This is a genomic window from Priestia sp. FSL P4-0332, from assembly GCF_038005845.1.
Lineage (GTDB): Bacteria > Bacillota > Bacilli > Bacillales > Bacillaceae_H > Priestia.
Genome location: NZ_JBBOUA010000001.1, coordinates 4,443,373 through 4,467,496, shown reverse-complemented (window position 1 = coordinate 4,467,496; position 24,124 = coordinate 4,443,373). Strand labels below are relative to the sequence as shown.

General features: G+C 37.5%; 31 protein-coding genes. 26 read left to right on the top strand and 5 right to left on the bottom strand.

What is annotated here, in order from left to right:
* Positions 1-89 precede the first annotated feature (89 nt).
* From mltG to MKY06_RS23435, 9 genes are all read left to right on the top strand, one after another.
* A complete protein-coding gene (gene mltG, locus MKY06_RS23475; protein WP_055992485.1) occupies positions 90-1,193 on the top strand; it encodes an endolytic transglycosylase MltG in 1,104 nt (367 codons plus the stop codon).
* 181 nt (positions 1,194-1,374) lie between these two features.
* Entirely contained in the window at positions 1,375-2,031 is a 657-nt protein-coding gene (locus MKY06_RS23470; RefSeq protein ID WP_098476292.1) for an O-methyltransferase, read from the top strand.
* The gene (locus MKY06_RS23465) at positions 2,028-2,957 is read left to right on the top strand and encodes a peptidase U32 family protein (protein ID WP_013059282.1); all 930 of its coding nucleotides are present in this window, start codon (positions 2,028-2,030) and stop codon (positions 2,955-2,957) included. The genes MKY06_RS23470 and MKY06_RS23465 overlap by 4 nt, the downstream gene beginning before the upstream one ends.
* Positions 2,958-2,996: 39 nt before the next feature.
* A complete protein-coding gene (locus MKY06_RS23460; protein ID WP_013059281.1) occupies positions 2,997-4,259 on the top strand; it encodes a peptidase U32 family protein in 1,263 nt (420 codons plus the stop codon).
* A gap of 7 nt (positions 4,260-4,266) precedes the next feature.
* Complete coding sequence (udk, locus tag MKY06_RS23455) at positions 4,267-4,902, top strand: uridine kinase (protein ID WP_013059280.1); 636 nt, start codon at positions 4,267-4,269, stop codon at positions 4,900-4,902.
* A 218-nt stretch (positions 4,903-5,120) separates the two neighbouring features.
* Positions 5,121-5,597 (top strand): transcription elongation factor GreA, encoded by a 477-nt coding sequence (gene greA, locus MKY06_RS23450; RefSeq protein WP_013059279.1) that lies wholly within the window; start codon positions 5,121-5,123, stop codon positions 5,595-5,597.
* A 119-nt stretch (positions 5,598-5,716) separates the two neighbouring features.
* Positions 5,717-6,274, top strand: coding sequence for an isochorismatase family protein (locus tag MKY06_RS23445; RefSeq protein WP_028410598.1), 558 nt, complete (start codon positions 5,717-5,719; stop codon positions 6,272-6,274).
* A gap of 122 nt (positions 6,275-6,396) precedes the next feature.
* Entirely contained in the window at positions 6,397-8,163 is a 1,767-nt protein-coding gene (locus MKY06_RS23440; protein WP_053487743.1) for a peptidoglycan D,D-transpeptidase FtsI family protein, read from the top strand.
* A 117-nt stretch (positions 8,164-8,280) separates the two neighbouring features.
* On the top strand, positions 8,281-8,946 hold the full coding sequence (locus tag MKY06_RS23435) for a YrrS family protein (protein ID WP_013059276.1): 666 nt from the start codon (positions 8,281-8,283) through the stop codon (positions 8,944-8,946).
* A gap of 13 nt (positions 8,947-8,959) precedes the next feature.
* On the opposite strand, the gene MKY06_RS23430 is transcribed toward MKY06_RS23435, so the two are convergent.
* Positions 8,960-9,175, bottom strand: coding sequence for a DUF2536 family protein (locus MKY06_RS23430; RefSeq protein WP_013059275.1), 216 nt, complete (start codon positions 9,173-9,175; stop codon positions 8,960-8,962).
* A gap of 139 nt (positions 9,176-9,314) precedes the next feature.
* Here MKY06_RS23430 and MKY06_RS23425 point away from each other — a divergent pair, with 139 nt between their 5' ends.
* The 6 genes from MKY06_RS23425 (at position 9,315) to MKY06_RS23400 (ending at position 13,713) form a co-directional block, all read left to right on the top strand.
* Positions 9,315-9,956, top strand: coding sequence for a class I SAM-dependent methyltransferase (locus MKY06_RS23425; RefSeq protein ID WP_013059274.1), 642 nt, complete (start codon positions 9,315-9,317; stop codon positions 9,954-9,956).
* 17 nt (positions 9,957-9,973) lie between these two features.
* Positions 9,974-10,669 (top strand): 5'-methylthioadenosine/S-adenosylhomocysteine nucleosidase, encoded by a 696-nt coding sequence (mtnN, locus tag MKY06_RS23420; RefSeq protein WP_013059273.1) that lies wholly within the window; start codon positions 9,974-9,976, stop codon positions 10,667-10,669.
* 142 nt (positions 10,670-10,811) lie between these two features.
* Positions 10,812-11,735 carry a PLP-dependent cysteine synthase family protein gene (locus MKY06_RS23415; RefSeq protein ID WP_029320142.1) on the top strand — a complete coding sequence of 308 codons (924 nt, stop codon included), beginning with the start codon at positions 10,812-10,814 and terminating at the stop codon, positions 11,733-11,735.
* Position 11,736: 1 nt separating this feature from the next.
* Positions 11,737-12,870, top strand: coding sequence for a bifunctional cystathionine gamma-lyase/homocysteine desulfhydrase (locus tag MKY06_RS23410; RefSeq protein ID WP_013059271.1), 1,134 nt, complete (start codon positions 11,737-11,739; stop codon positions 12,868-12,870).
* Positions 12,871-12,951: 81 nt separating this feature from the next.
* Complete coding sequence (locus MKY06_RS23405; protein ID WP_013059270.1) at positions 12,952-13,182, top strand: YrhC family protein; 231 nt, start codon at positions 12,952-12,954, stop codon at positions 13,180-13,182.
* Positions 13,183-13,572: 390 nt separating this feature from the next.
* The gene (locus MKY06_RS23400; protein ID WP_013059269.1) at positions 13,573-13,713 is read left to right on the top strand and encodes a YrzI family small protein; all 141 of its coding nucleotides are present in this window, start codon (positions 13,573-13,575) and stop codon (positions 13,711-13,713) included.
* Positions 13,714-13,883: 170 nt separating this feature from the next.
* Here MKY06_RS23400 and sigK read toward each other — a convergent pair whose 3' ends face one another.
* Positions 13,884-14,612, bottom strand: coding sequence for an RNA polymerase sporulation sigma factor SigK (gene sigK / locus MKY06_RS23395; RefSeq protein WP_013059268.1), 729 nt, complete (start codon positions 14,610-14,612; stop codon positions 13,884-13,886).
* 215 nt (positions 14,613-14,827) lie between these two features.
* On the opposite strand from sigK, the gene MKY06_RS23390 reads away from it, so the two are divergent.
* Positions 14,828-14,974 (top strand): hypothetical protein, encoded by a 147-nt coding sequence (locus tag MKY06_RS23390; RefSeq protein WP_013059267.1) that lies wholly within the window; start codon positions 14,828-14,830, stop codon positions 14,972-14,974.
* A 175-nt stretch (positions 14,975-15,149) separates the two neighbouring features.
* On the opposite strand, the gene pssA is transcribed toward MKY06_RS23390, so the two are convergent.
* Positions 15,150-15,689, bottom strand: a complete 540-nt coding sequence (gene pssA / locus MKY06_RS23385; protein ID WP_013059266.1) for a CDP-diacylglycerol--serine O-phosphatidyltransferase — start codon at positions 15,687-15,689, stop codon at positions 15,150-15,152.
* Between the two features lie 114 nt (positions 15,690-15,803).
* Between pssA and MKY06_RS23380 the strand changes: the two genes are divergently transcribed.
* The gene (locus MKY06_RS23380) at positions 15,804-16,586 is read left to right on the top strand and encodes a phosphatidylserine decarboxylase (RefSeq protein WP_098476291.1); all 783 of its coding nucleotides are present in this window, start codon (positions 15,804-15,806) and stop codon (positions 16,584-16,586) included.
* A gap of 73 nt (positions 16,587-16,659) precedes the next feature.
* Here MKY06_RS23380 and MKY06_RS23375 read toward each other — a convergent pair whose 3' ends face one another.
* Positions 16,660-16,800 carry a sporulation histidine kinase inhibitor Sda gene (locus tag MKY06_RS23375; RefSeq protein ID WP_013059264.1) on the bottom strand — a complete coding sequence of 47 codons (141 nt, stop codon included), beginning with the start codon at positions 16,798-16,800 and terminating at the stop codon, positions 16,660-16,662.
* 549 nt (positions 16,801-17,349) lie between these two features.
* Between MKY06_RS23375 and MKY06_RS23370 the strand changes: the two genes are divergently transcribed.
* Genes MKY06_RS23370 through MKY06_RS23335 form a run of 8 tightly spaced genes read left to right on the top strand, consistent with a single transcriptional unit; the run spans position 17,350 to position 22,442 of the window.
* Positions 17,350-17,862 carry a YqeG family HAD IIIA-type phosphatase gene (locus tag MKY06_RS23370; RefSeq protein ID WP_013059263.1) on the top strand — a complete coding sequence of 171 codons (513 nt, stop codon included), beginning with the start codon at positions 17,350-17,352 and terminating at the stop codon, positions 17,860-17,862.
* Between the two features lie 3 nt (positions 17,863-17,865).
* Positions 17,866-18,972 carry a ribosome biogenesis GTPase YqeH gene (gene yqeH / locus MKY06_RS23365; protein WP_013059262.1) on the top strand — a complete coding sequence of 369 codons (1,107 nt, stop codon included), beginning with the start codon at positions 17,866-17,868 and terminating at the stop codon, positions 18,970-18,972.
* A 19-nt stretch (positions 18,973-18,991) separates the two neighbouring features.
* Positions 18,992-19,831 carry a shikimate dehydrogenase gene (gene aroE, locus MKY06_RS23360; RefSeq protein WP_016765605.1) on the top strand — a complete coding sequence of 280 codons (840 nt, stop codon included), beginning with the start codon at positions 18,992-18,994 and terminating at the stop codon, positions 19,829-19,831.
* A gap of 18 nt (positions 19,832-19,849) precedes the next feature.
* Entirely contained in the window at positions 19,850-20,149 is a 300-nt protein-coding gene (gene yhbY, locus MKY06_RS23355; protein ID WP_013059260.1) for a ribosome assembly RNA-binding protein YhbY, read from the top strand.
* 60 nt (positions 20,150-20,209) lie between these two features.
* Positions 20,210-20,782 carry a nicotinate-nucleotide adenylyltransferase gene (locus MKY06_RS23350; protein ID WP_013059259.1) on the top strand — a complete coding sequence of 191 codons (573 nt, stop codon included), beginning with the start codon at positions 20,210-20,212 and terminating at the stop codon, positions 20,780-20,782.
* On the top strand, positions 20,769-21,341 hold the full coding sequence (gene yqeK / locus MKY06_RS23345) for a bis(5'-nucleosyl)-tetraphosphatase (symmetrical) YqeK (RefSeq protein ID WP_013059258.1): 573 nt from the start codon (positions 20,769-20,771) through the stop codon (positions 21,339-21,341). Before MKY06_RS23350 ends, yqeK begins: the two co-directional genes overlap by 14 nt.
* Positions 21,334-21,687 carry a ribosome silencing factor gene (gene rsfS / locus MKY06_RS23340; protein WP_013085071.1) on the top strand — a complete coding sequence of 118 codons (354 nt, stop codon included), beginning with the start codon at positions 21,334-21,336 and terminating at the stop codon, positions 21,685-21,687. The genes yqeK and rsfS overlap by 8 nt, the downstream gene beginning before the upstream one ends.
* Entirely contained in the window at positions 21,684-22,442 is a 759-nt protein-coding gene (locus tag MKY06_RS23335; RefSeq protein WP_013059256.1) for a class I SAM-dependent DNA methyltransferase, read from the top strand. The genes rsfS and MKY06_RS23335 overlap by 4 nt, the downstream gene beginning before the upstream one ends.
* A 40-nt stretch (positions 22,443-22,482) precedes the next feature.
* On the opposite strand, the gene comER is transcribed toward MKY06_RS23335, so the two are convergent.
* Positions 22,483-23,313: a late competence protein ComER gene (comER, locus tag MKY06_RS23330; protein ID WP_098476290.1), complete on the bottom strand. Its 831-nt coding sequence runs from the start codon at positions 23,311-23,313 to the stop codon at positions 22,483-22,485.
* Positions 23,314-23,409: 96 nt separating this feature from the next.
* Between comER and MKY06_RS23325 the strand changes: the two genes are divergently transcribed.
* The gene (locus MKY06_RS23325; RefSeq protein ID WP_013059254.1) at positions 23,410-24,045 is read left to right on the top strand and encodes a helix-hairpin-helix domain-containing protein; all 636 of its coding nucleotides are present in this window, start codon (positions 23,410-23,412) and stop codon (positions 24,043-24,045) included.
* The last annotated feature ends 79 nt before the right edge of the window (positions 24,046-24,124 follow it).

The following is a 24,124-nucleotide window of genomic DNA, read 5'->3' as shown; positions in this document are numbered from 1 at the left end:
CTCTGTTCATACTTATAAAAAATCAAGAAGAAAAGAGGTGAAACTGGTTGTATCTTCTTTTACAGAAGTAGATTTAACCAGGAAGCTGCTTGTCGCAACAAACATTTTTACCACCTAATCGTTCAAGAAAAAAACGAGTTATTTTTATTACAATTATCGTACTTCTTTTACTAGTTGGCGGTGCATTTTTCTATGCTCAATCCCGCTTAACGCCCGTGGATCGAAACAGCAATAAAAAAGTAAATGTGACCATTCCACAAGGTTCTTCCGTCCAATCGATTGGTACGGTATTGAAAAAAGAAGATTTAATTAAAAGTAAAAGTGCATTTCGCTATTACGTAAAATTAACCCATGTGTCTGGATTTCAAGCTGGAACGTATTTATTTTCTCCTTCCATGAGTCTAGGGGAAATGGTTGAAAAAATGGAAAAAGGCGAGGTTTCAAAACAACCTGATATTCGTGTCACCATTCCAGAAGGACGCCAGCTTGTCGAAATTGCTGATATCATTGCTAAAAATACAAAGTTTACAAAAGACGAAGTCATGAAAAAGCTAGACGATAAGGCATTCGTCAATAAAATGAAAGAAAAATATCCAGATGTAGTAACGGATGAAGTGATGCAAAAAGATATTAAACATCCGCTAGAAGGTTATTTATATCCCGTTACGTATGATTTTTATGATAAAAATGTGTCGTTAGATGAAATATTGGATAAAATGGTAGGGAAAACAAATAATGTATTAGGTCAGTACAGTGGGCAAATGAAGAAGAAAAAATTCAGTGCACATAAATTGTTAACCATGTCTTCTCTCATTGAAGAGGAAGCGACTGCGAAAGTCGACCGAGAAAAAATTGCCAGCGTCTTTTATAATCGCCTTGAAAAAAACATGCCTCTTCAAACGGATCCAACCGTCTTATATGCCTTAGGAGAGCATAAAGACCGCGTGTTCTATAAGCATTTAGAAGTGGACTCTCCTTACAATACGTATAAAGTAAAAGGGTTGCCTCCAGGACCAATTGCCAGCTCTGGTTTAATGTCAATCAAAGCTGCGTTACATCCAGCCAATACAGATTATTTATACTTCTTGGCCACACCTGAAGGAAAAGTTATTTTTACCAAAACGTTAGAAGAACATAACAAAGAAAAAGCCAAGCATATTACAGGTAAAGAAAAGCAAAATACCGAAAAATAAGTGGAAATTTAAAATTGGGGAATCGCGATACTTCGCATTCCCCATCTTTTATGTTAAAATATATCGGGTTTACGTAAAAACGAAAAAAACTTATAATAGACTAGTTGTCTTACTATTTTGCAGTAATGAAACGTTATGAAAACATAATGTAAAATGTACTTCTGAGAACGGAGGAAGTGTTTTGCTTTTACAAAACGTAGAGCAGTATGTGGAAAAGCTTATTCCTAAGCGCCAGGAGCTTATTGAAGAAATGGAAGCTTATGCAAAAGAACATCACGTTCCGATTATGGAATTGATTGGTGTTGAAACGCTATTGCAAATTCTTCGTCTTCATCAGCCAAAACATATATTAGAAATTGGAACAGCGATTGCATATTCGTCTATTCGAATGACCCATGCGCTTCCAGAGGCACGAGTGGTTACGGTAGAACGAAATGAAGAGCGTTACCAAAAAGCGCAAGAATTTATTGAACGGGCGGGAAAACAAGATAAAATTGTGTCGTTGTTTGGGGATGCACTAGAGCTTAGAGATGAAATTGAACGTCATGGTCCCTATGATGCAGTTTTTATTGATGCAGCTAAAGGTCAGTATCAGCGTTTTTTTGAACATTATGAGCCGATGCTATCTTCTAAAGGAATGATTATTTCGGATAACGTACTATTTAAAGGTCACGTAGCGACTGATTTGGCCGAAGTAGAAACACGTCGACGCCGTAGCTTAATTAAAAAAATTCAGGCATACAATACGTGGCTGATGAATCATCCCAATTATTATACAACTATTCTCCCTATTGGAGACGGAATCGCGATTAGTATTAAAAGAGGTGACCAAGAATGAAAAAACCAGAACTATTAGTGACACCAACTGCAGTTTCGGAAATCGAATCATTACTACAAGCTGGAGCAACAGCTGTTATGGTTGGTGAACAGCGCTACGGTTTGCGTTTAGCAGGTGAATTCAAACGTGAAGATATCGTAGAAGCTGTAAATATTGCTCATCAGCATAATGCAAAAGTCTACGTAGCGATGAACGGATTATTTCACAATGATAAAATCGCCGAACTAAATGAATATATTTTATTCTTAAAAGAAGCAAGCGTGGATGCGATTGTATTTGGAGATCCTGCTGTATTGATGGCAGTGCGTGAAACAGCTCCAGAAATGAAGATGCACTGGAGTACTGAAACAACGGGCACAAACTGGTATTCATGTAACTACTGGGGGCGTAAAGGAGCTAAGCGCGCAGTTCTTGCTCGTGAGCTAAGCATGGATAGCATCATTGATATCAAAGAAAAAGCCGAAGTAGAAATTGAAGTTCAGGTGCATGGCATGACGTGTATGTTCCAATCAAAACGTTCACTTCTTGGCAACTACTTTGAGTATCAAGGAAAAGTCATGGAAATTGAAAATCGTAAAGTAGAAAAAGATATGTTTTTACTTGATAATGAGCGAAACAATAAGTATCCAATTTTCGAAGATGAAAATGGAACGCACATTATGAGTCCAAATGATATGTGCATTATCGATGAGCTTTCCGAAATGATTGATGCTGAAGTAGATGTATTCAAAATTGACGGCGTATTAAAGTCACCGCAATATATTTTAGAAGTAACAAAAAAATATCGTCAAGCGATTGATTTATGTGTAGATGACCGTGAAGAGTACGAAAACGTTAAAGACGATTTGTTAGAAGAAATTGAAAGCTTGCAGCCAATTAACCGCCCGTTAGACACAGGGTTTTTCTTTAAAGAAACGGTATATTAAAAAGCATGCAAAGAAAGATAAACAAAGGAGGTACAAACGATGGCTGTTCAAATCGATACTGTAGTAGAAGGTAAACGAGTTATTACTAAGAAGCCTGAGTTGTTAGCTCCAGCCGGTAACCTTGAAAAATTAAAAGTTGCCGTACACTATGGAGCAGATGCTGTATTTATCGGAGGAAAAGAGTTTGGCCTTCGTTCAAATGCAGATAACTTTACATTTGAAGAAATGGCAGAAGGTGTTCAGTTTGCAAACAAATACGGCGCACGTATTTATGTTACAACAAACATTTTTGCTCACAATGAAAATATGGACGGACTTGAAGATTATTTAATGGGATTAGAGCGCGCTGGTGTTTCTGGAATCATCGTAGCTGATCCGTTAATTATCGAAACCTGTCGACGCGTTGCACCTAAGCTTGAAGTACATTTAAGTACGCAGCAATCACTTTCAAACTGGAAAGCCGTTCAGTTCTGGAAAGAAGAAGGATTAGAACGTGTTGTACTTGCTCGTGAAACGGGTGCTGAAGAAATGCGCGAAATGAAAGAAAAAGTGGATATTGAAATTGAAGCTTTTATTCACGGAGCGATGTGTATTGCTTATTCAGGCCGCTGCGTGCTAAGTAACCATATGACAGCGCGTGATTCAAACCGCGGAGGCTGCTGTCAATCATGCCGTTGGGACTATGATTTATTTAAAGTAGAAGACGGTAAAACGGAAACAGCTTTATTTGATGAGCAAGACGATCCGTTTGCAATGAGTCCAAAAGACTTAAATTTAATTCAATCTATCCCTCAAATGATTGAGCTGGGTATTGATAGCTTAAAAATTGAAGGACGTATGAAGTCGATTCACTATATCGCAACAGTGGTGAGCGTGTATCGCAAGGTGATTGACGCATACTGTGCAGATCCTGAGAATTTTGTGATTCAAAAAGAATGGCTTGATGAGCTAGACAAATGTGCAAACCGCGATACGGCTCCTGCCTTTTTTGAAGGGGTTCCTGGAGTAGATGAGCAAATGTTTGGCGTACACGGCAAGAAAACAAAATTTGATTTTGCTGGTTTAGTATTGAATTATGATGAAGAAACAAGCATCGTGACATTGCAACAGCGTAACTATTTTAAACCGGGAGAAGAAGTGGAATTTTTCGGTCCGGAAATTAAAAACTTTACGCAAAAAATAGATAAAATTTGGGACGAAGATGGCAATGAACTAGATGCTGCGCGTCATCCGCTGCAAATTGTGAAATTTAAAGTGGACCAACCTCTATTTTCATATAACATGATGCGAAAGGGGATTTAAATATAAAATGGGGAAAAAGCCCGTTGTAATCGGTATCGCTGGTGGATCCGGTTCTGGTAAAACAACTGTAACCAAAGCTATTTATGAGTATTTTAAAGGGCATTCTATTATGCTTCTTGAGCAAGACTATTATTATAAAGATCAAAGCGATGTACCGTTTGAACAGCGTTTGCAAACAAACTACGATCATCCTTTAGCATTTGATAATGATTTGCTGATTGAACACTTGCAAAACTTATTAAATTATGAGAGCATTGACAAACCGGTATATGATTACGCAATTCATACGCGCTCTGAAAAGGTAATTAGAGAAGAACCAAAAGATGTTATTATTTTAGAAGGTATTCTTGTACTAGAAGATCAGCGCTTGCGTAATTTAATGGATATCAAGCTATACGTAGATACAGATGCGGATCTTCGTATCATTCGTCGTATGCTTCGTGATATTAAAGAACGAGAGCGTACGCTTGAGTCAGTTGTTGATCAATACGTATCTGTCGTTCGCCCGATGCATAATCAGTTTGTTGAACCAACAAAACGTTATGCAGATATTATCATTCCTGAAGGCGGTCAAAACCACGTAGCGATTGACTTGATGGTCACTAAAATTCAAACAATTCTTGAACAAAATGCCATTTTATAATAACATAGCATAGATGCAGGAATTTTTTTGAAGACAATGCAGACATATTCTGCTAACTAAACACAAACATTATAAAGAATAGAGAAACGAGCAGCTTCTATTTTGAAGCTGTCATTTCTCTATTAACTGATTTTTCCACAGAGTGGAAAATTTTTTGTACATACAGAAATGGACTGTATACACTAGAGATTTTGAGTTCAAGAAGGAGTGAAGGGATTATGGCACAAGAAAAAGTATTTCCAATGACAGAAGAAGGAAAGCTAAAGCTAGAGCAAGAGCTAGAATATTTAAAAACAGTAAAACGTAAAGAAGTTGTAGAGCGTATCAAAATCGCCCGCAGTTTTGGAGATTTATCGGAGAACTCTGAGTACGATTCTGCAAAAGACGAGCAGGCTTTCGTAGAAGGCCGTATTACAACGCTTGAAAATATGATTCGCAATGCGAAAATTATTGAAGAAGATGTAGAAAACTCTTCTATTGTATCATTAGGTAAATCTGTAACATTTGTAGAGTTGCCAGATGGTGACGAAGAAACGTATACAATTGTAGGTAGTGCAGAAGCAGATCCGTTTGAAGGGAAAATTTCAAATGATTCGCCAATTGCTAAAAGTCTAATGGGCAAACAAATTGGAGATCAAGTAACTGTTCAAACTCCTGGTGGAGATATGTCAGTGAAAATTGTATCTGTTAAGTAAAACATATGGTTGGAAGCGTTCTACTGAATGCTCGTAATTAAAAAAGCTGACACGCGTCAGCTTTTTTTATATGATTTTAAAAAGCGGAGAGAATAGAAAAGATATGTAAGAAAGGAAAGATGAAAATGAAAGATATCGATTTTACTAAAACAGCGCTTGTTTTAATTGATTTACAAAAAGGGATTGTTCCAATTGGAGGAGACGAAATTGTGGAGAAATCTGTTCAGCTTGTGAATCGTTTCCGCGAACAAAATGGATTTATTAGCTTTGTACGAGTAGATTTTCAAGATGGAAAAGATGCGTTGACGCCAGAAACGGATCAAAAGCCATCTGCTCCTCAAGAAAGACCTGCAGACTGGGCGGAATTCGATCCAAGACTTAATGTTCAAGAGAATGATTACATTGTGACAAAACGTCAGTGGGGAGCCTTTTTTGGGACAGATTTAGACCTTCAGCTTCGCCGAAGAGGAATTGATACAATTGTCCTTTGCGGAATTGCAACAAATATTGGTGTGGAAAGCACAGCTCGTGAAGCATTTCAGTATGGGTATAACCAAATTTTTATCACGGATGCCATGGCGACATTTACAAAAGAAGAGCATGAAGCAACTCTTTCTTACATCTTTCCGAAAATAGGAAAGCTAAGAACAACTCAACAATTTTTAACAGAAAATTAATAATAAAAACTTGCTGAATCAGCAAGTTTTTTTGTGAAATGAAAAAAAGAATGAATATTTCTTAAGATAATGGTTTTAAAAGTAATGGCAACGTCGACACTTGTAAAGAGTGAGGTGTAGTCATGAAAATAATTCACAAGCGAATTTATATTACTCTTATTTTTATTTTATTATTAATTAGTGGACTGGGAGCACGGCTTGTTCAACTCCAGCTTGTCAGCACAGAATCTTTTACTGACAAAAAGATTAACTTAATTGAAGGAAGCGTAAAACAGCGTACGCAGGAAATGGTGGTAGATGACGGGCGAGGGAAATTTGAAGATAAAAATGGACAGTCTTTAACATCTATCACGCATAATCGCTTAGTCCTGTTTCCATTTTTAGAAAAAATGAAGTGGCCTGTTCAGCAAGTAAGTGAAATCGTGGGAATGCAACCAAAGGAACTAACGAACAGACTAGCGAATGCTAAAACACCGGTTGTTATTACAAAAGAATTATCCCATGCACAAGTCGAAAAAATAAATGCATTAAAGGTACCTGGCGTATTTGGAATTCCTCTAAAAGATGAGCGTCCAGTTCCTCTTGCTGAACATTTAATCGGACTAGAGGCACAAAGCAAACAAATAATTGAAGAGAAGTATAGTGACAAATTGAAAAATGGAGCAATTAAATCAACTACGCCTGTAGGTATCTCAGGGATGCAGAGGGCTTTTGACGAGTTTTTGCTGCCTGAACAGGAGTCTAAGCTCCTTTATCATGTTGATCGCCTAGGTGGGCCTATGTTTGGCATCGATGTAAAATACACGGGTACAGCTAACCCTTATTATCCAGTCAGTGTGCGTACGACGCTTGATTTGTCTGCTCAGGAGCTGGTGGAGAATACATTAAATCATTATAAGTTAAAAGACGGAGGAGCTGTCTTAATTGATATAAAAAATAATAAAGTAATTGCGATGGCCAGCAGGCCTTCGATTAATAAGAAAGATCCATTTAAAAAGCAAAATGGTTCAGACAGCGTAGAAAATCGTTTGCTGACGCCACAAACTCCTGGATCTATATTTAAAACCGTAACAGCTGCTGCAGCGCTTGAACAAAATAAAATTCAGCCTTCTTTGACCTATAACTGCGATAAAAGTATTTATGGCAATAATGTAGAAGAAGATCATCAAAAAGGGCAGCTGACGTTTGAAGAAAGCTTCGCGCAAAGTTGTAATGCAACGTTTGCCCAGCTAGCAAAAGAAATGATAATATCTAATCCGAATATCCTTGAACAATATGCTGATAAGTTAGGGCTTATTCAGCCTGTAGGATGGACAGGTGATGTGTTCCACTTTGAACATTTTAAGCAGTTTTTAGGAGAAAAATCGGGAAGAGTTTGGACAAATACAAGAGAAAAAAAAGTACCAAATGCTGTAGCGCAAACGGCAATTGGACAGCTTGATGTAAAAGTGACTCCGCTTGCAGTAGCAAATATGATGGCGACAATTGCACGTGGAGGAGAAAAGAAACAGGTAAAAGCTGTAGATGCGCTAGAGTATAAAAACAACACGTCATTGTATACGTTTAAAGAGCATGAGCTAAAAGGAGATACCATTAATAAAGCCACAGCTGCTTCTATGCAGCAGCTTTTAAAAGGTGTCGTACAGAGCGAAAAAGGAACAGGAAGAAGATTTCAAACGCTTCCTTATGAAGTGGCAGGAAAGTCAGGAACTGCTGAAATCAGTGTGAAAGACGATATCGTCAATAAATGGTTTGCCGGTTACTTTCCTGCAGATGATCCAAAATATGCAATGGTAGTAGTGGATTTAAATACAAAAAGTGCGATATCTCCCACAAACAGCGTATTTTATGATATTGTTAAAGGGATGTATGACTTAAATACACGTTAAAACAAGAAGAATTTGTAAAAAATATTACAAATATACTTCAAATAAATTTTGATGCTTCATGTATAAGAAAACACATGTTAGAATAAAGCATTATAAAAGTTGGAGGAAATTGTAGCAATGAATAACAATCGTTCTTCAAGACACGAAAACAAAGAAAAAAAAGTAAACCGATTATATAATCTGTTAATTGCTGTCGTAGCAGTTTTAATTGTATTTGTCGGTGGTACGATGATTCTTGGAAACAAGGATAAATCGGATAACCAAGCGGAAACAACTCAAAACAATCCGCAAACAAATGACCAAAAAACGGACAAGACGGCTAAAAAAGACGATGATTCTTCGAAAGATGATCAAGCAACAGATGATCAAGCAACGGACGATCAAAGTTCTGAAGATGACCAAAGCTCTGAAGATGATCAAGCAACAGATGAAGAATCAAACGACTCAGATTCACAGGCTGAAGTAGAGAAAAATCCAGAGCCTGGCGTGGCAGAACGCAAGGTAGATCCTTCATGGGATTCAGTAGGTACGTCACAAGATGCACCTGCAGCAACATATAAAAAAGGATCAACGGATTGGAACGAAATGCTAAAAGCTGTAGGCGAAGGGTCAGGCATTAGCCCAAGCAACATGACCGTATGGCGTTTAGGGAATAACGGTGGCGTAGGTAAAGCGGTAGCTACGGTTAGTCCTAAAGGCAACTCCTCAACAAAATACCGCGTTCAAATTGAATGGGTAGATGGAGAAGGCTGGAAGCCCGCAGTGGTAGACAAGCTTCAATAAGAAAAGCAGCGCGCTAGCGCTGCTTTTTTAATTTGAAATGAACAACTGCAGAGTACAGTTTTTTACCTTGTTCATAGTCCACAGACATTTGATGAGATACGCTGTGCACCTCAAGCAAAATCGCTTTATTTTGATCAATTTTTTCAGCAATTTGTTTCTCAAGTATTTTAACATCAGGCGCTTCAAAAAATTCTATTTTATCTTCAATCATTTCAAATTCAAAGTTCATCTTACGACCTCCTTACTTCATTACTATAGTATAGCAAATAGAAAGTTAAAAGCTTAAAATAATTTGTAAATGAAGAACAAACGATAGCTAAAAACATACTATATCCATAAGAATTATTAGTTATGAGGAGGCGTTTTTTATGGGTCTAGAGTTTTTAGATATCTTTGAAAAGTGGGCGAATGAGTATGATGCATCGGTAAGCGGGAAAGATGAACAGTATAGAGAAGTGTTTCGCAATTATAATGAAATCTTAGAATATGTAGCAGACCGTTCAATAGGGCATGTGATAGAATTTGGAACAGGGACTGGAAACTTAACAAAAAAACTGTTAGAAAAAGAACTGACTGTAGTAGGAATTGAACCTTCAGTACCAATGAGACAATTGGCACACCAGAAATTAGGGGCAGATGTTTTAGTCACACCAGGAGACTTTTTACAATTTGATACATCATTGTTTCCAGCAGAGAGCTTAGTTAGTACGTATGCTTTTCATCATTTAACAGATAAAGAAAAAGAAGAAGCTGTGATAAACTATGGAAAGTTACTTCAAACCGGTGGTAAAATAGTGTTTGCTGATACAATGTTTGAAACAGCGGATTCATTTGCTGATACCATTGTTCAGGCAAAACAAAAAGGATATACGCAACTAGCAGAAGATCTAGAGAGGGAATACTATACAACGATTCCCGTCTTAAAGCAAATCTTTGAAAGCAATGGTTTTCACATAACCTTTACACAATTTAATCACTTTGTGTGGGTATTGGAGGCAACGAAACAATAGTAGAAAGAGGTTTTAAAATGAAAGTAGCAATCATTGGAGCAATGGAAGAAGAAGTGACGATTTTACGCGATAAAATTGAAAATCGTCAAGAAACAGTAATCGCAGGATGTGAATACTCAACAGGAACAATTAGCGGTGTGGAGGTTGTATTATTAAAATCAGGTATTGGAAAAGTAAATGCTGCGTTATCTACAGCCATCTTACTAGAGAAGTTCAAACCTGATTACGTTATTAACACAGGATCAGCAGGCGGCTTCCATCCAGAGTTAAACGTAGGGGATGCGGTTATTTCAACAGAAGTTCGTCATCATGATGTAGATGTAACGGTATTCAACTATGAATACGGTCAAGTGCCAAACTTGCCTGCAGCTTTTAAAGCAGATGACAAACTAGTTCGTCTTGCTGAAGAAAGTGCTCTTGAAGTAACGGATATGAAAATTGTAAAAGGACTAATTGCTACAGGAGATTCGTTCATGAACGATCCTGTGCGCGTAGAGTTTGTTCGCTCTAAGTTTCCAGACCTGTATGCAGCTGAAATGGAAGCGGCGGCTGTTGCTCAAGTATGCTATCAATTTGGCGTACCGTTTGTTATTCTTCGTGCTCTTTCTGACATCGCCGGCAAAGAATCAAATGTTTCTTTTGAGCAATTTTTAGAAAAAGCAGCTGTTAATTCAACGAAATTAGTATTGAATTTTATTACAAAATTAAAATAAGCTGTTCGTAAAATATAGAGTTTGTTTTCGTCTACACTCTGCATCGTTTATCATAACATGGGGTGTAGACTATATTTTTACCTTAATTCCGACTTTATTTATAGGTTAAGTTATATTATTTGATAGCGAGGTGTTCAAGATTATGAAGGTAGCCAAAAACATTCATGAATTGATTGGAAACACACCTATGATTGAGATTACACAATTTGATTTACCTAGAGAAATCAGGATATTTGCTAAACTGGAATATGTTAATCCAGGAGGAAGTGTAAAAGATCGTTTAGGAAAAGAACTGATGCAAGAAGCTCTTAGCTCTGGAAGACTGAAGCGAGGCGGAACGGTGGTTGAGCCTACTGCTGGAAATACGGGGATTGGGCTGGCTTTAGCTGCTCTTCAGCACGAAATAAACGTCATACTATGTGTTCCAGAAAAATTCAGTATTGAAAAACAGCAGCTTATGAAGGCTTTGGGGGCAACTGTGGTTCAAACACCTACTGAAGCTGGTATGAAAGGTGCTATAAACAAGGCTCAAGAGCTGCTGCGTGAAATACCTGGTTCTTATTGTCCTCAGCAGTTTGCTAATCCGGCCAATCCTATGACTTATTACAAAACCTTAGGGCCAGAAATATATGAACAGCTTGATGGAAAAATCGACGTGTTTGTAGCTGGAGCAGGTACAGGTGGAACATTTATGGGTACAGCAAAATTTTTGAAAGAAAAAAATCCTTCTCTAAAAACAGTCATTGTGGAGCCAGAAGGTTCGATTTTAAACGGAGGGAAATCCGGCCCTCACTTAACTGAAGGAATTGGAATGGAGTTCATCCCTGATTATATGGAGCGGTCTTATTTTAATGCTATTCATACTGTTGAAGATGTTTATGCTTTTCAAAGAGTGAAAGAGCTGGCTTTAAAAGAAGGGTTACTAGTAGGGAGCTCTTCAGGAGCAGCCTTCGAAGCAGCCCTGCTCGAAGCAAAAAATGCAGAAAAAGGCGCTCATATCGTCACCATTTTTCCCGATAGCAGCGAACGGTACTTAAGTAAAAATATTTACAGTGGAGGAAGATAAGATGAAACGTAAAACACAATTAATTCATGGTGGAATTGTTGGCGATGAACAGACGGGTGCTGTCTCTGTTCCTATTTATCAAGTGAGCACTTATAAACAAGAGGGAGCTGGAAAACATACGGGATACGAATATTCGAGAACCGGTAACCCTACACGACACGCCTTAGAAGAACTTATCAAAGAAATTGAAGGAGGATATGCGGGGTTTGCGTTTGGATCTGGTATGGCAGCTACTACTGCTGTATTCATGCTGTTTAACAGCGGAGATCATGTGCTAATTACAGATGACGTATACGGAGGAACGTACCGAGTGATTACAAAAGTGCTGAGCCGTATTGGCATTGAAGCTACTTTTATTGATACAAGCGACATCGAAAATATTAAGAAAGAAATTCGCCCCAACACAAAAGCTATTTATATCGAGACTCCCACGAATCCTCTCCTAAAAATTACTGACTTGCAGCAGGCTTCTTCAGTAGCTAAACAGCATCATTTACTTACCATCGTTGATAACACATTCAGTACCCCGTATTGGCAAAACCCTATCGAAAAAGGTGCGGATATCGTTCTGCACAGTGCAACTAAGTATCTAGGCGGCCACAGTGACGTTGTAGCAGGGCTAGCTGTTGTGAATTCGCCTAAATTGGCAGAAGACCTTCATTTTATTCAAAATGCGACTGGAGGCATTTTAGGACCCCAAGATTCTTGGCTTTTGATGAGGGGGATTAAAACATTAGGAATACGAATGGAAGAACATGAATTCAACACTGGGAAAATAGTAGAATTTTTACTTGCTCATCCTGCTGTTACAAAAGTATATTATCCAGGATTAAAAACCCACCCAAACCACCTTATTGCTAAAAAGCAAGCAAGAGGTTTTGGGGGAATGGTTTCTTTTGATGTGGGAAGCGAAGAGAAAGCGGAACAAGTACTGAGCAAAGTGAAATATTTTACATTAGCAGAAAGTTTAGGAGCCATTGAAAGCCTTATTTCCATTCCTTCTAAAATGACTCATGCTTCTATACCGAGCGACCGACGTAAAGAGCTAGGAATTACAGATGGATTAATTCGTATTTCTGTAGGCCTTGAAGATGTAGAAGATTTAATTGAAGACTTAGAAGAGGCATTGAAATGATTGTGGTAAAAATAGGATTTTCATAGACCTATAGATCTATGATAGAGTAGAGTTATAACATTCTACTGAGAAGGTGATTGTATGAAAGCTCAACACATCAAAGCAAAAATTGAAGATTACAGCCGCTTTATTTACGTCCTTCTAGCCGTAAGTACATTCTTGTACATTGGTGTTATGATTGGCCAAGGTGAAAAAAGTGATATGCAGCTTGGAATAATGGAAGCGATCGTTATTCTTTTTGCCGCCCTTGCCTTTTATTTTAGTTATCAAACTAAAAAACTGAAAAAAGAACTAATGAAAGAAAAAGAATAATAGATGTAAAAAGGCGATTATACATCGTCTTTTTTTTATGAGGGTTGAAAAAATAAAAAAATTCCCTATTTTTCAAAAAAACAGTTTACTTTTTATGAGTCCGTGGATATAATTACCATTGTAAGGAAAATACTTTATTAAAAGGAGGTCGAGTCATATGTTAAGACGTTTATCAGTTATGGGTCATCCAGTTTCAACTATGTTCAAAAATCGTCTATATACGTATACTATTCGGCCGTGTTCCTGTATCAAGTAACTTTCTTACTTTGATCATTAAAACACGTTAATTCACCACAGGTGCGAATAGTAGCCCTGTGGTTTTTATTATTTTTCAGCCACAGGATGCTTATGCATTACTGTGGCTTTTTTGTGTATAAGGAGGTGATTGTAATGACACTGAACATTTTCTTTTTAACTATTACCATAAAGTCCCGTCAATACTCAGAGGCAGAAATTAAGCATGAACAGTATGTAAGACAATTAGAAGAAGAAATAAAAGACCGCAAGTATGAGTTTTATCGTCATTTCTAATTTGAACAGTGGAAAGGAGTGGATGAATGATGATTAATCAAAAAGGATATATCGTTGTATGGCTGCTTGTGGAGAAAGATTCCACCTAAATGATTAGTAGGGGGAGTAATGATGTGTTTGCTACGGATTATTATTTGGAAATTATTTTAAAAAAAGAGCGGAAAGAAGGATTAATTCTCCTTCTTTCCGCTCTTTTTTTTCTCTTTTTCGGCTCTGTAAAATTCGTGAAACATTTTCATCAGCGCTCGCTTTTCAATTCGCGAAACATAACTTCTTGAAATATTTAATTCTTTTGCAATTTCTCGCTGGGTTTTTTCATCCTGCAGATCCAAACCGAAGCGGCCAACAATTACTTCCTTTTCTCGATCATCGAGAATATCGATGTATTCTTTTATTTTTTCTAATTCCATATTTAGTTGAATCATATCAATTACATCGTCTGATTCTGATTTTAATACATCAATCAAACTGATTTCATTTCCTTCTTTATCCTGGCCAATTGGATCATGGAGCGACACATCTTTTTTTGTTTTTTTGAGCGCTCGCAAGTGCATCAATATTTCATTTTCAATACATCGTGCGGCATAAGTAGCTAATTTTGTTCCTTTTCCTTGCGAATAACTTTCGATTGCTTTAATTAAACCGATTGTCCCAATTGAAATTAAATCTTCCGCATCCTCTCCCGTGTTTTCAAACTTTTTAACAATATGCGCAACGAGCCGGAGATTGTGTTCAATAAGAAGGTTTCGCGCTTCTTGATCTCCTTGTTCCATTAAAGATAAATATCTCTTTTCTTCAGCAGCAGATAAGGGTTGAGGAAACGCATTGTTTTTTACGTAGGAAACAAGGAAAACCAATTCTTTAAAGAAATAGCCTAGTGCGGTAAATAATGCAGACATCTCTTCACCTCCATAAGGGGATATCAACCTGTGAGAGACTAACATTACACTATATGTAAAAAGAAGGATGTCTTTGCCTGTACGTTTAAAATTCCCCCGGGGACAAGAGAGTTTGAAAAAGTCCACAGATTTTTCTTTAGAGATAGTTACCAGCCTATACAGGGGGAAAGTATGTACATACGCTAGTAGTAGTTCATAGTGTAAGGAGGGAGAGTATGTACGGTTACGGAGGCTGCTGTTATCCTAATTATCCAGCTTACCCATGTGGAGGAGGCTTCGGCTGGGGACTTGGATTGTTGATTGTTCTGTTTGTCCTGTTATTAATTTTCGGAAGCTTCTATTGGTTTAGCTGCTGGTATTAAAAAAAACTCATGCATGCGCATGAGTTTTTTTAGATGACATATCCTACCGAATAGAACCATTCATTTTTAAGAATTCTTAAGGAATTTTCGCTTTGTTTCTTAAAGAAGATGATTTATTCTATAATTAAGAAAAGAAGCAAGACGATAATATTCCTCTATAAAAGTAAATAGAGCTCTATACTTTTTTTAGCTTGAAAGTACTAATCATCAAGCAAGCGAGTACGATAATTAAAAACATATAAAAGTGTGAAGGCAAATAAGGGACGCCTAAGTAGCTAAGAGTTAATAAACAACCTGCTGCGGTAATAGGGAGCCCTGTAAAATACCCAGTATTTTCTGTGATGTTAAAGCGGGCAAGACGAAGTGCTCCGCAAGCAATGTAACAGATGGTAACAATTGAACCTGCAGCACCAAAGTGAGATAAAATACTTTGATAAAGTAGTAGAGCTGGAGCGATGCCAAATGATATAATATCGCACATGGAGTCCAGTTGTTTTCCAAGTTCAGATTCAATTTGCAGCTTTCTGGCTACCATGCCGTCGAATCGGTCTGCTAACGCTGCTAAAAAAATTAGTAATAAACTTAAGTTCAATTCATTTTTCATGACAAATAAAATAGCAAAGCTTCCTAAACTTAAATTAACAATCGTTAAGGAGTTTGCCGCTTGGGATCTCAGCTTTTTAATTGTATGATCTAGATAGTCTAATAAAAACAATTTCCTCACTCCTTTAAAGGATGGAATGAACTAAAGGTAAAAATAATGGTAATTTCATTGTAGACGCAAACCTTATTCTAGTAAAGAACTATTCAGTATGTGGAGGTAAAATTATTGTTGCAGCACCTGTATCGAACGTTTATTGAGCTTACGAATCACCAAGGATCATCGAAGCTCATTCGAAAATTCACTTTCTCTAAATGGAGTCGGTTTGTTATACCCTCCTATACAAAAGTTTTTAAAGTAAATAAAGAAGAAATGGACAAGCCTCTGCATCACTATCCAAACTTACATGAGCTATTTATTCGCCGTTTGAAACCTTCTGCCCGTCCGGTCGATCAGCAGAAAGACAGCGTTGTCAGTCCTGTAGATGCAAAGATAGAAGCATATGGAGTCATTACGCCTCAAAAAGAAATGATTGTAAAAAACAAACCTTATTCTATACAGGAAATGGTTTCAAATGATCTTGTTCTTGAAAAATATATAGAGGGACAGTTTATTATCCTCTACCTTAGTCCGAAAGACTATCATCGCATTCACAGCCCTCTTAAAGCCCATGTGGGGGATACGTGGACCGTTGGACAAAAGTCTTATCCAGTAAATTCATTAGGAATCAAATACGGGAAAGAACCGCTTGTGAAAAATTTCCGGAAGCTTACGGAGTTAACATTTGAAAATGGTCACATGCTGATGGTAAAAGTAGGAGCCATGTTTATCAACAGTATTGAAGCGGTTTCTAAAAAAGAAGTAGTCGAAAAAGGGGAAGAAATGGCTTACTTCACGTTTGGCTCGACTGTCATTTTATTATTTGAGAAGAACTCAATCACTTTTGCTTCTAATGTTTACTCAGGTTCTTACGTAAAATGTGGAGAACCAATTGCTCATTTGAAAAAATAGAGCCTATATAATAAAAGAGTAGATAGATAAATGAAGATGCAGCTTTCTTTTATTAAGAAGGCTCTTTTATTCGTTAAGAAGGAATTTGTATGCTAATCTTTAATGATCTTCTTTCAATTTCCTCTTCAATTAATTTTATAAAATCAGGGCTTAATTGCAGTTCAGTTGCTTTGCTGTATGATTCAATAAGCAGCTCATCTGATAATTTTCTCATAAGATTGCCGCCACCTCCTACTAAAATAAATATCCTAAAAAGTTATATTTAAATGCTAATAAATTCCTTATTTATAATCTAACATGAATCAAATAAAGGAACAATCGTTCTGTTATCCACAGCTTTCGGTGGATAAAATGTGGGTATGTTGTTTATAATTACCATTAATTGCTGAACTATAACAGAGGATAATGTGTATAACCTTATCCACATAATTGGGCTTATCAATTTTTGTCGAAAACTTTTAACGGAATTTGTTTACCACTTACCCTATTTGATAAGTAATAAACGTTTTCTGCACTATTTTTTATTTTAAGTTTGCAGTGGGTGAATATATCGTAAGCTCACGAACAAATGGAGTTTTACTACCTTTTGTCAATAACTTTCTGTATAAAGTTAAAGCATTCACAAGGCATATCCTTTATACTAAGAAAAGACCTGTTTTTGAAGAGAATAAAATTTTAGGTTGGAAAATAACAAGAAGTCGTTATAATGATAGACGGCGTTAATTTTAGTATGTAACTATATATTCGAGGTGCATGATACGTGTTGAAACTTTTTTTACCAAATGAACATGTGAAAAACGTGTTTCAAATTAAGCCAGACGATTTGAAAGAGCGCGGAATAAAAGGAATTATTACCGACTTAGATAACACGTTGGTGGAATGGGATCGCCCTGATGCCACTCCGGAATTAATTGAGTGGTTTCAGTTAATGAAAGATAGTGGAATTAAAATTACGATTGTATCGAATAATGTGGAGAAACGAGTCAAGCTGTTTTCAGATCCAGTTGGACTTCCATTTGTATATAAAGCACGCAAACCGATGCGTAAAGCATTTAGAAGAGCTCTTCGTGATATGGAGCTGCAAAAAGATGAGGTTGTAGTTATTGGTGACCAGCTTTTAACGGATGTATTAGGAGGAAATCGTCTCGGCGTATATACGGTTTTGGTTGTACCAGTTGCGCAAACAGATGGATTTGTAACGAAATTTAACCGTAAAATGGAACGAAGAATTCTAGGTTGGATGAAACGAAAAGGTATGATTAACTGGGAGGATTAAAACGTGAGTGAAGAAAAATTACAGTGCGTAGGATGCGGAGTGGAGATTCAAACAGAACGACCGGATGAACTTGGCTATGCTCCAAAATCAGCACTAGAAAAAGAAGCTATTATTTGCCAGCGATGCTTTCGCTTGAAGCATTATAATGAAGTACAAGATGTTTCCTTAACAGACGATGATTTTTTAAAAATCTTAAATGGAATTGGTCAAACGGACGGTTTAGTTGTAAAAGTTGTAGATATCTTTGACTTTAACGGCAGCTGGTTACCTGGTTTGCATCGATTTGTTGGAAATAACAAGGTTCTTTTAGTGGGAAATAAAGCAGATTTACTGCCAAAGTCTATAAAGAAAAATAAACTAATTCATTGGATGAAGCGAGAAGCGAAAGAGCTTGGGCTAAAATCAGTGGATGTGTTTCTCATGAGCGCGCAAAAAGGACAAGGAATTCGAGAAATTGCCGAAGCCATTGAACATTATCGCGAAGGTAAAGATGTATATGTTGTGGGATGTACAAACGTTGGTAAATCAACATTTATTAATGCCATTATTAAAGAAGTAACGGGAGAAAAAGATATTATTACCACATCTCAATATCCGGGCACAACGCTGGATATGATTGATATCCCGCTTGATAACGGCGCGTCTTTATATGATACGCCTGGTATTATTAATCACCATCAAATGGCTCACTATGTAGATAAACGAGACTTAAAGCTAATTTCTCCTAAAAAAGAAATAAAGCCGAAGGTTTATCAGCTAAATGAAGGGCAAACGTTATACTTTGGAGGACTGGCGCGCTTAGATTATGTACAGGGAGGCCGCAAGTCATTAACATGTTATGTATCGAACGATTTGCATATCCATCGTACGAAGCTTGAAAAAGCAGATGAGCTGTATGAAAAGCAAGCAGGTGAACTGCTTCAGCCGCCGCGCCCAGAGCAAATGGATGAGTTTCCTGAACTGGTTGCACATGAATTTACAATAAAAAATGAAAAAACGGATATTGTTTTTTCAGGGCTTGGCTGGGTGACGGTTAATGAGTCAGGTTCAAAAGTTGTGGCGCATGCACCAAAAGGAGTCGGCGTATTTGTGCGCGATTCTTTAATTTAAACAAAAAGGGGAAAAAATCTTGAGTACATTATATGGGCTAGTTGGTTATCCGCTTGGGCATTCACTATCGCCATTGATGCAAAATGACGCCTTTAAACGTCTGAATATGGATGCTCATTATGAAGCTTTTCCAATTGAACCTGTTCATTTTGAGTCAGCCATTGGAGAGCTAAAAGATAAAAACATTCAAGGATTTAATGTCACGATTCCTTATAAAGTTGATATTATGAAGCATTTGGATGAAGTCGATCCATTAGCAAAGGCAATTGGCGCTGTAAATACAGTTGTTAATCAAGATGGCCGTTATATTGGATACAATACCGACGGAGAGGGGTATGTGACGTCTTTACTCAAAGCAGTAGAAGGCAGCTTATCCCAAAAAAGAATTTTAATTATTGGAGCTGGAGGAGCTGCAAAAGCTATTTTTTATACAATTGCCGCTCAGCATGCTCCCGAGGTAATTGCGATATGCAATCGTACCGTCGAAAAAGCAGCTGTATTAGCTAACGAGCTGCCTTTTTCGACGAAAACGGCGGCGATGTCTATTTCTGATGCGGAAAAACAATTAGATACATTCGATATTATTATTAATACCACTTCAGTGGGAATGTATCCTAACGTTGATGAGCTGCCATTAGCACTTACTTTATTGCAAAAAGAAGCCGTAGTCAGCGATATTATTTACAACCCTTTAAAAACAAAGCTTTTAAAAGAGGCTGAAGCAAAAGGGGCAGGCACTCATAACGGTGTCGGTATGTTTGTACTGCAAGGTGCACTTGCATTTGAAAAGTGGACGAACGTCCGTCCTGACGAAGAGGCAATGGAACATATTGTTCTTTCAACACTAACTAAGAGATAAGATACAACGGAGGTTTTTATGTTAACAGGTAAACAAAAACGTTTTTTACGTTCAAAAGCACATCATTTAAATCCAATTTTCCAAGTAGGAAAAGGTGGAGTCAACGAAAATATGATTGGTCAAATTGCTGATGCATTAGAAGCAAGAGAATTATTAAAAGTAAGCATTCTGCAAAACTGTGACGAAGATCGTGACACGGTTGCTGCTCGATTAACAAAAGGAACAAAAGCAGAGCTTGTACAAGTGATTGGAAATACAATTGTATTATATAAAGAATCACGCGAAAATAAGCAGTTAATGCTTCCAAAAGTGAAATGAAATAGAGCGGGGAAACCCGCTCTATTTAAAAATGAAGTAAATTAAAGGAGTCGGGGATTGTTGAAGAGTATTGGAATTTTAGGTGGAACATTCAATCCGCCTCATTTGGGGCATTTAATGATGGCAAATGAGGTTTTGCATGCCTTGAAATTAGATGAGATATGGTTCATGCCGTCGTATATTCCACCTCATAAAACAATCAAAGAGCCTATTGAGCCATATCATCGTTTACAAATGCTAAAGCTAGCTATTGAAGAACATGATCAATTTACCCTGCAGCCGATTGAATTTGAGCGCAAAGAGCCTTCATATACATATGATACGATGAGAATACTAACGGAGAAGTATCCAACGTATCAGTTTCATTTCATCGTTGGTGCTGATATGGTAGAATATTTGCCGAAGTGGTATGAAATTGATGAATTAGTCAATTTGGTTACATTTGTAGGTGTAAAACGCCCGGGGTATACCATTACGTCCCCTTACCCGATAAAAGAAGTAGAAGTTCCGCAGTTTGATGTCTCCTCTTCCTTTATTCGCGAACGAGTAGTAAAGAAAGAAACCATTCGTTATTTTATACCTGCTGGTGTTAAACAATATATCGAGGAGAATCAATTATATGAATCGAACTGAGGCATTAGAAATCGTAAAGAAACAGTTAACAGAACGTCGTTATATTCATACTGTGGGGGTAATGGAAACAGCAATTGAATTAGCTAAGCGTTTTGAAGCAGACGAAAAAAAAGCAGAACTGGCTGCTATTTTTCATGACTATGCCAAGTTTCGTCCAAAGGAAGAGATGAAGCAAATTATTATTGATCAAAACATGAACCCTTCTTTATTGGAATACAATACCGAATTATGGCATGCTCCAGTAGGCGCGTTTTTAGTGAGAAATGAAGTAGGGATTACGGATAAGGAAGTATTGGATGCGATTGCTTACCATACATCCGGAAGACCTGGCATGACGTTACTTGAAAAAATTGTGTACGTTGCTGATTACATTGAACCCGGAAGGAGATTTCCAGGTGTTGATGAAGTGCGGGAGTTAGCTAAAATCGACTTAAATGCAGCACTTATTCAATCACTGAAAAACACCATTTCTTTTTTAATGACTAAACATCAGGCCGTTTATCCCGATACGATGATGACATATAATGATTTAATCTTAGGAGGTCAAACACATGACTGAACGTGAATTGCTATCTCTTGTTGTAGAAGCAGCAGACGATAAAAAAGCAATCGATATCGTAGCGTTAAATATGGAAGGAATCTCACTTGTGGCAGATTATTTTGTTATTTGTCACGGTAACTCAGATAAACAAGTGCAGGCAATTGCTCGTGAAATTAAAGAAAAAGCACACGAACAAGGCATTTCTGTGAAGCGTTTAGAAGGATTTGAGCAGGCTAAGTGGGTTCTTGTTGATCTTGGAGATGTTGTGGTTCACATTTTCCATAAAGATGAGCGCGGATATTATAACTTAGAACGCTTATGGGGAGATGCACCATTTGTAAGTTCAGAAGAGCTACAGTTATGAGCAGGTACGGAGAATTTGCCTACGTATATGATCAGCTAATGGCAGACGTTCCGTATGACGATTGGGCTGAATTTTTTAATCAGCAGGTGGCAAAAGCGAAAACAAAGCCTGACAGTATATTAGACCTTGCCTGCGGCACGGGAGAACTCTCCGTTCGATTTGCACAAGAAGGTTTCTCCGTAGTAGGCGTTGATTTGTCTGATGATATGCTTATGGTAGCCCAGGAAAAGGCGACAGAAGCAGGGGTAACGCTATCTCTTTTTCAGCAAAACATGGCGGAACTTGAGTTATTGAAAGAGTTCGATTGTGTAGTAATCTTTTGTGATTCTTTGAACTATTTGCAAAGTGATAAAGAAGTTCAAGAAACCATTCAACGTGTATATAAGCACTTAAAACCAGGTGGGCTCTTTATATTTGATGTTCATTCAGTGCACAAGATGAAGGACGTATTTGGAAATCAATCTTTTTCTTACGTAGATGAAGACGTGTCATATATTTGGAACTGCACCTATGACGATACAGACATGCGCGTAGAGCATGATATTACGTTTTTTGCTTATGATGAAGAAATGGATGCATATCATCGCTTTGATGAGGTGCATGCTCAGCGCACTTGGTCGATTGACCATTATCAATCATGGCTGAGCGAAGCTGGTTTTATAAATATAGAAGTAAGTGCAGATTTCAAAATGAGTGAGCCTACTTCAAACAGTGAGCGCATCTTTTTCTCTGCGCAAAAAAAAGAAGCCGAGTAGAGGCTTCTTTTTTTGTTTCAAAGCAGGATTTCTACAGAAATTATGGAATAAGACTATCAAACTGATTGTGAACAAGCTCAATGTCTTCGTCAAATTTTTCATGTGTTTTTTGAAATACGTGCACAAACATCTCTCCGAGTTCAGCTTCTAAAACTTTAATACCTTCTCCGGTTACACCGCCTTTTACGCATACTTTATCCTGCAAGGTAGGAAGCGTAAATATTTCTTTTTCCAACAGTTTTCCCATTCCAATAATCATATCACTGGCCATGACGGTAGCTTCTTCTTCAGAAATATTTGTTTCTTGAACTGCTGCATCAATAAAGCGCTGAAGCAAAAAGCTGAAGAATGCAGGACCGCAGCTTACGATATCGGATGATACGCGCGTAATCGTTTGATCAATAGCCATAGGCTTTGACATAGATGAAAATAATTCATGTAAATAATTTTGGTAAAAAGGCGTACATCTTTCTCCAAACGTGAAAAGAGAAACACCTGCTAATGCCCGATTCGTAATGCTAGGGATAATTCTAGCTGCTTGACTCGGAACGAGGCGTTCGATTTGTTCTACGCTAATTGGACTGGTAATGGATACAATGCAGTGATCTTTCGTCAGCAGTGGTTCTAATTTTATTAAAAGGGGGTGAATATCCAATGGCTTAACACAAATAAAAATGACTTTGGATGCGTGAACAACTTCTTCAGCTGTATCAGCAACATGAATTTTTTTATGCTGCTGTTGAATCTCTTTGGCTCTTTTTTTTGTGCGATTCATAATAGTAATTTTAGAAGGACGTACGGCTTTTGATTCAATAAACGCATCAATTAATATTTTCCCCATGTTTCCTGTTCCGATAAACCCTATGTTCACTGATTCATTCCCTCCTTCAAAAGCCTTTTCTTCTAAACACTATGAAGACGTAATGGAATTTATGACGTTACTTCAAAATTCAAAGGAGTGTACAATTTGACTTTTTCAAAAAAACAATGGCTAATTGGGTGTATTTGCTTAGCAGTTAGCTTGGCTTTTTATATCTATCGCACAGGCGGAGAGAAACCGGAAAGTTCTCTTCAAACCTCAGATATGATAAAGGCAGAATCTTCTGCTGCAAAAAAAGAAGGAGAGTCGTCTGATCAAGTAATTTCGAGCCAAGATTCCCCGTTTGTTATGGTGGATATTAAAGGAGCTGTTCAGAAGCCTGGTGTATACCAGCTTCCGAAAGATGCAAGGGTAAAAGATGCTCTAGCACAAGCCGGAGGCGCTACGAAAGAAGCGGACTTAAGACAGCTCAATTTAGCTAGCAAGCTACAAGATGAAATGGCTGTTTACATCCCAGCTGCTGGAGAAGAAATCCCGCCTTCATCTCCAGTTTCTTCAATCTCTTCCTCAGGAACTTCAAATGATCAGCCCCTTGTTAATATCAATACAGCGAACACTGATGAACTACAAACGCTAAATGGTATTGGACCTTCAAAAGCGAGTGCCATCGTTTCATATCGAGAGGAAAATGGCTTGTTTCAAACAGTAGAGGATTTGGGGCAAGTATCAGGTATTGGCGAGAAGTCGCTAGAAAAAATCAAAGCTCAAATTACGGTACAGTAGAGACTTATTGACGAAAAAGGAAAAGAAACGCTACACTATGAAAGAGACAAGTATAATTATAATTATTCAGTTTTAAATA

Coding starts and splice junctions, on each gene's coding strand:
- MKY06_RS23465 (WP_013059282.1), top strand. CDS start 2,028: ATGAAAAAACCAGAACTATTAGTGACACCAACTGCAGTTTCGGAAATC.
- MKY06_RS23460 (WP_013059281.1), top strand. CDS start 2,997: ATGGCTGTTCAAATCGATACTGTAGTAGAAGGTAAACGAGTTATTACT.
- udk (WP_013059280.1), top strand. CDS start 4,267: ATGGGGAAAAAGCCCGTTGTAATCGGTATCGCTGGTGGATCCGGTTCT.
- greA (WP_013059279.1), top strand. CDS start 5,121: ATGGCACAAGAAAAAGTATTTCCAATGACAGAAGAAGGAAAGCTAAAG.
- MKY06_RS23445 (WP_028410598.1), top strand. CDS start 5,717: ATGAAAATGAAAGATATCGATTTTACTAAAACAGCGCTTGTTTTAATT.
- MKY06_RS23440 (WP_053487743.1), top strand. CDS start 6,397: ATGAAAATAATTCACAAGCGAATTTATATTACTCTTATTTTTATTTTA.
- MKY06_RS23435 (WP_013059276.1), top strand. CDS start 8,281: ATGAATAACAATCGTTCTTCAAGACACGAAAACAAAGAAAAAAAAGTA.
- MKY06_RS23430 (WP_013059275.1), bottom strand. CDS start 9,175: ATGAACTTTGAATTTGAAATGATTGAAGATAAAATAGAATTTTTTGAA.
- MKY06_RS23425 (WP_013059274.1), top strand. CDS start 9,315: ATGGGTCTAGAGTTTTTAGATATCTTTGAAAAGTGGGCGAATGAGTAT.
- mtnN (WP_013059273.1), top strand. CDS start 9,974: ATGAAAGTAGCAATCATTGGAGCAATGGAAGAAGAAGTGACGATTTTA.
- MKY06_RS23415 (WP_029320142.1), top strand. CDS start 10,812: ATGAAGGTAGCCAAAAACATTCATGAATTGATTGGAAACACACCTATG.
- MKY06_RS23410 (WP_013059271.1), top strand. CDS start 11,737: ATGAAACGTAAAACACAATTAATTCATGGTGGAATTGTTGGCGATGAA.
- MKY06_RS23405 (WP_013059270.1), top strand. CDS start 12,952: ATGAAAGCTCAACACATCAAAGCAAAAATTGAAGATTACAGCCGCTTT.
- MKY06_RS23400 (WP_013059269.1), top strand. CDS start 13,573: ATGACACTGAACATTTTCTTTTTAACTATTACCATAAAGTCCCGTCAA.
- sigK (WP_013059268.1), bottom strand. CDS start 14,612: ATGTCTGCATTATTTACCGCACTAGGCTATTTCTTTAAAGAATTGGTT.
- MKY06_RS23390 (WP_013059267.1), top strand. CDS start 14,828: ATGTACGGTTACGGAGGCTGCTGTTATCCTAATTATCCAGCTTACCCA.
- MKY06_RS23375 (WP_013059264.1), bottom strand. CDS start 16,800: ATGAGAAAATTATCAGATGAGCTGCTTATTGAATCATACAGCAAAGCA.
- yhbY (WP_013059260.1), top strand. CDS start 19,850: ATGTTAACAGGTAAACAAAAACGTTTTTTACGTTCAAAAGCACATCAT.
- yqeK (WP_013059258.1), top strand. CDS start 20,769: ATGAATCGAACTGAGGCATTAGAAATCGTAAAGAAACAGTTAACAGAA.
- rsfS (WP_013085071.1), top strand. CDS start 21,334: ATGACTGAACGTGAATTGCTATCTCTTGTTGTAGAAGCAGCAGACGAT.
- MKY06_RS23335 (WP_013059256.1), top strand. CDS start 21,684: ATGAGCAGGTACGGAGAATTTGCCTACGTATATGATCAGCTAATGGCA.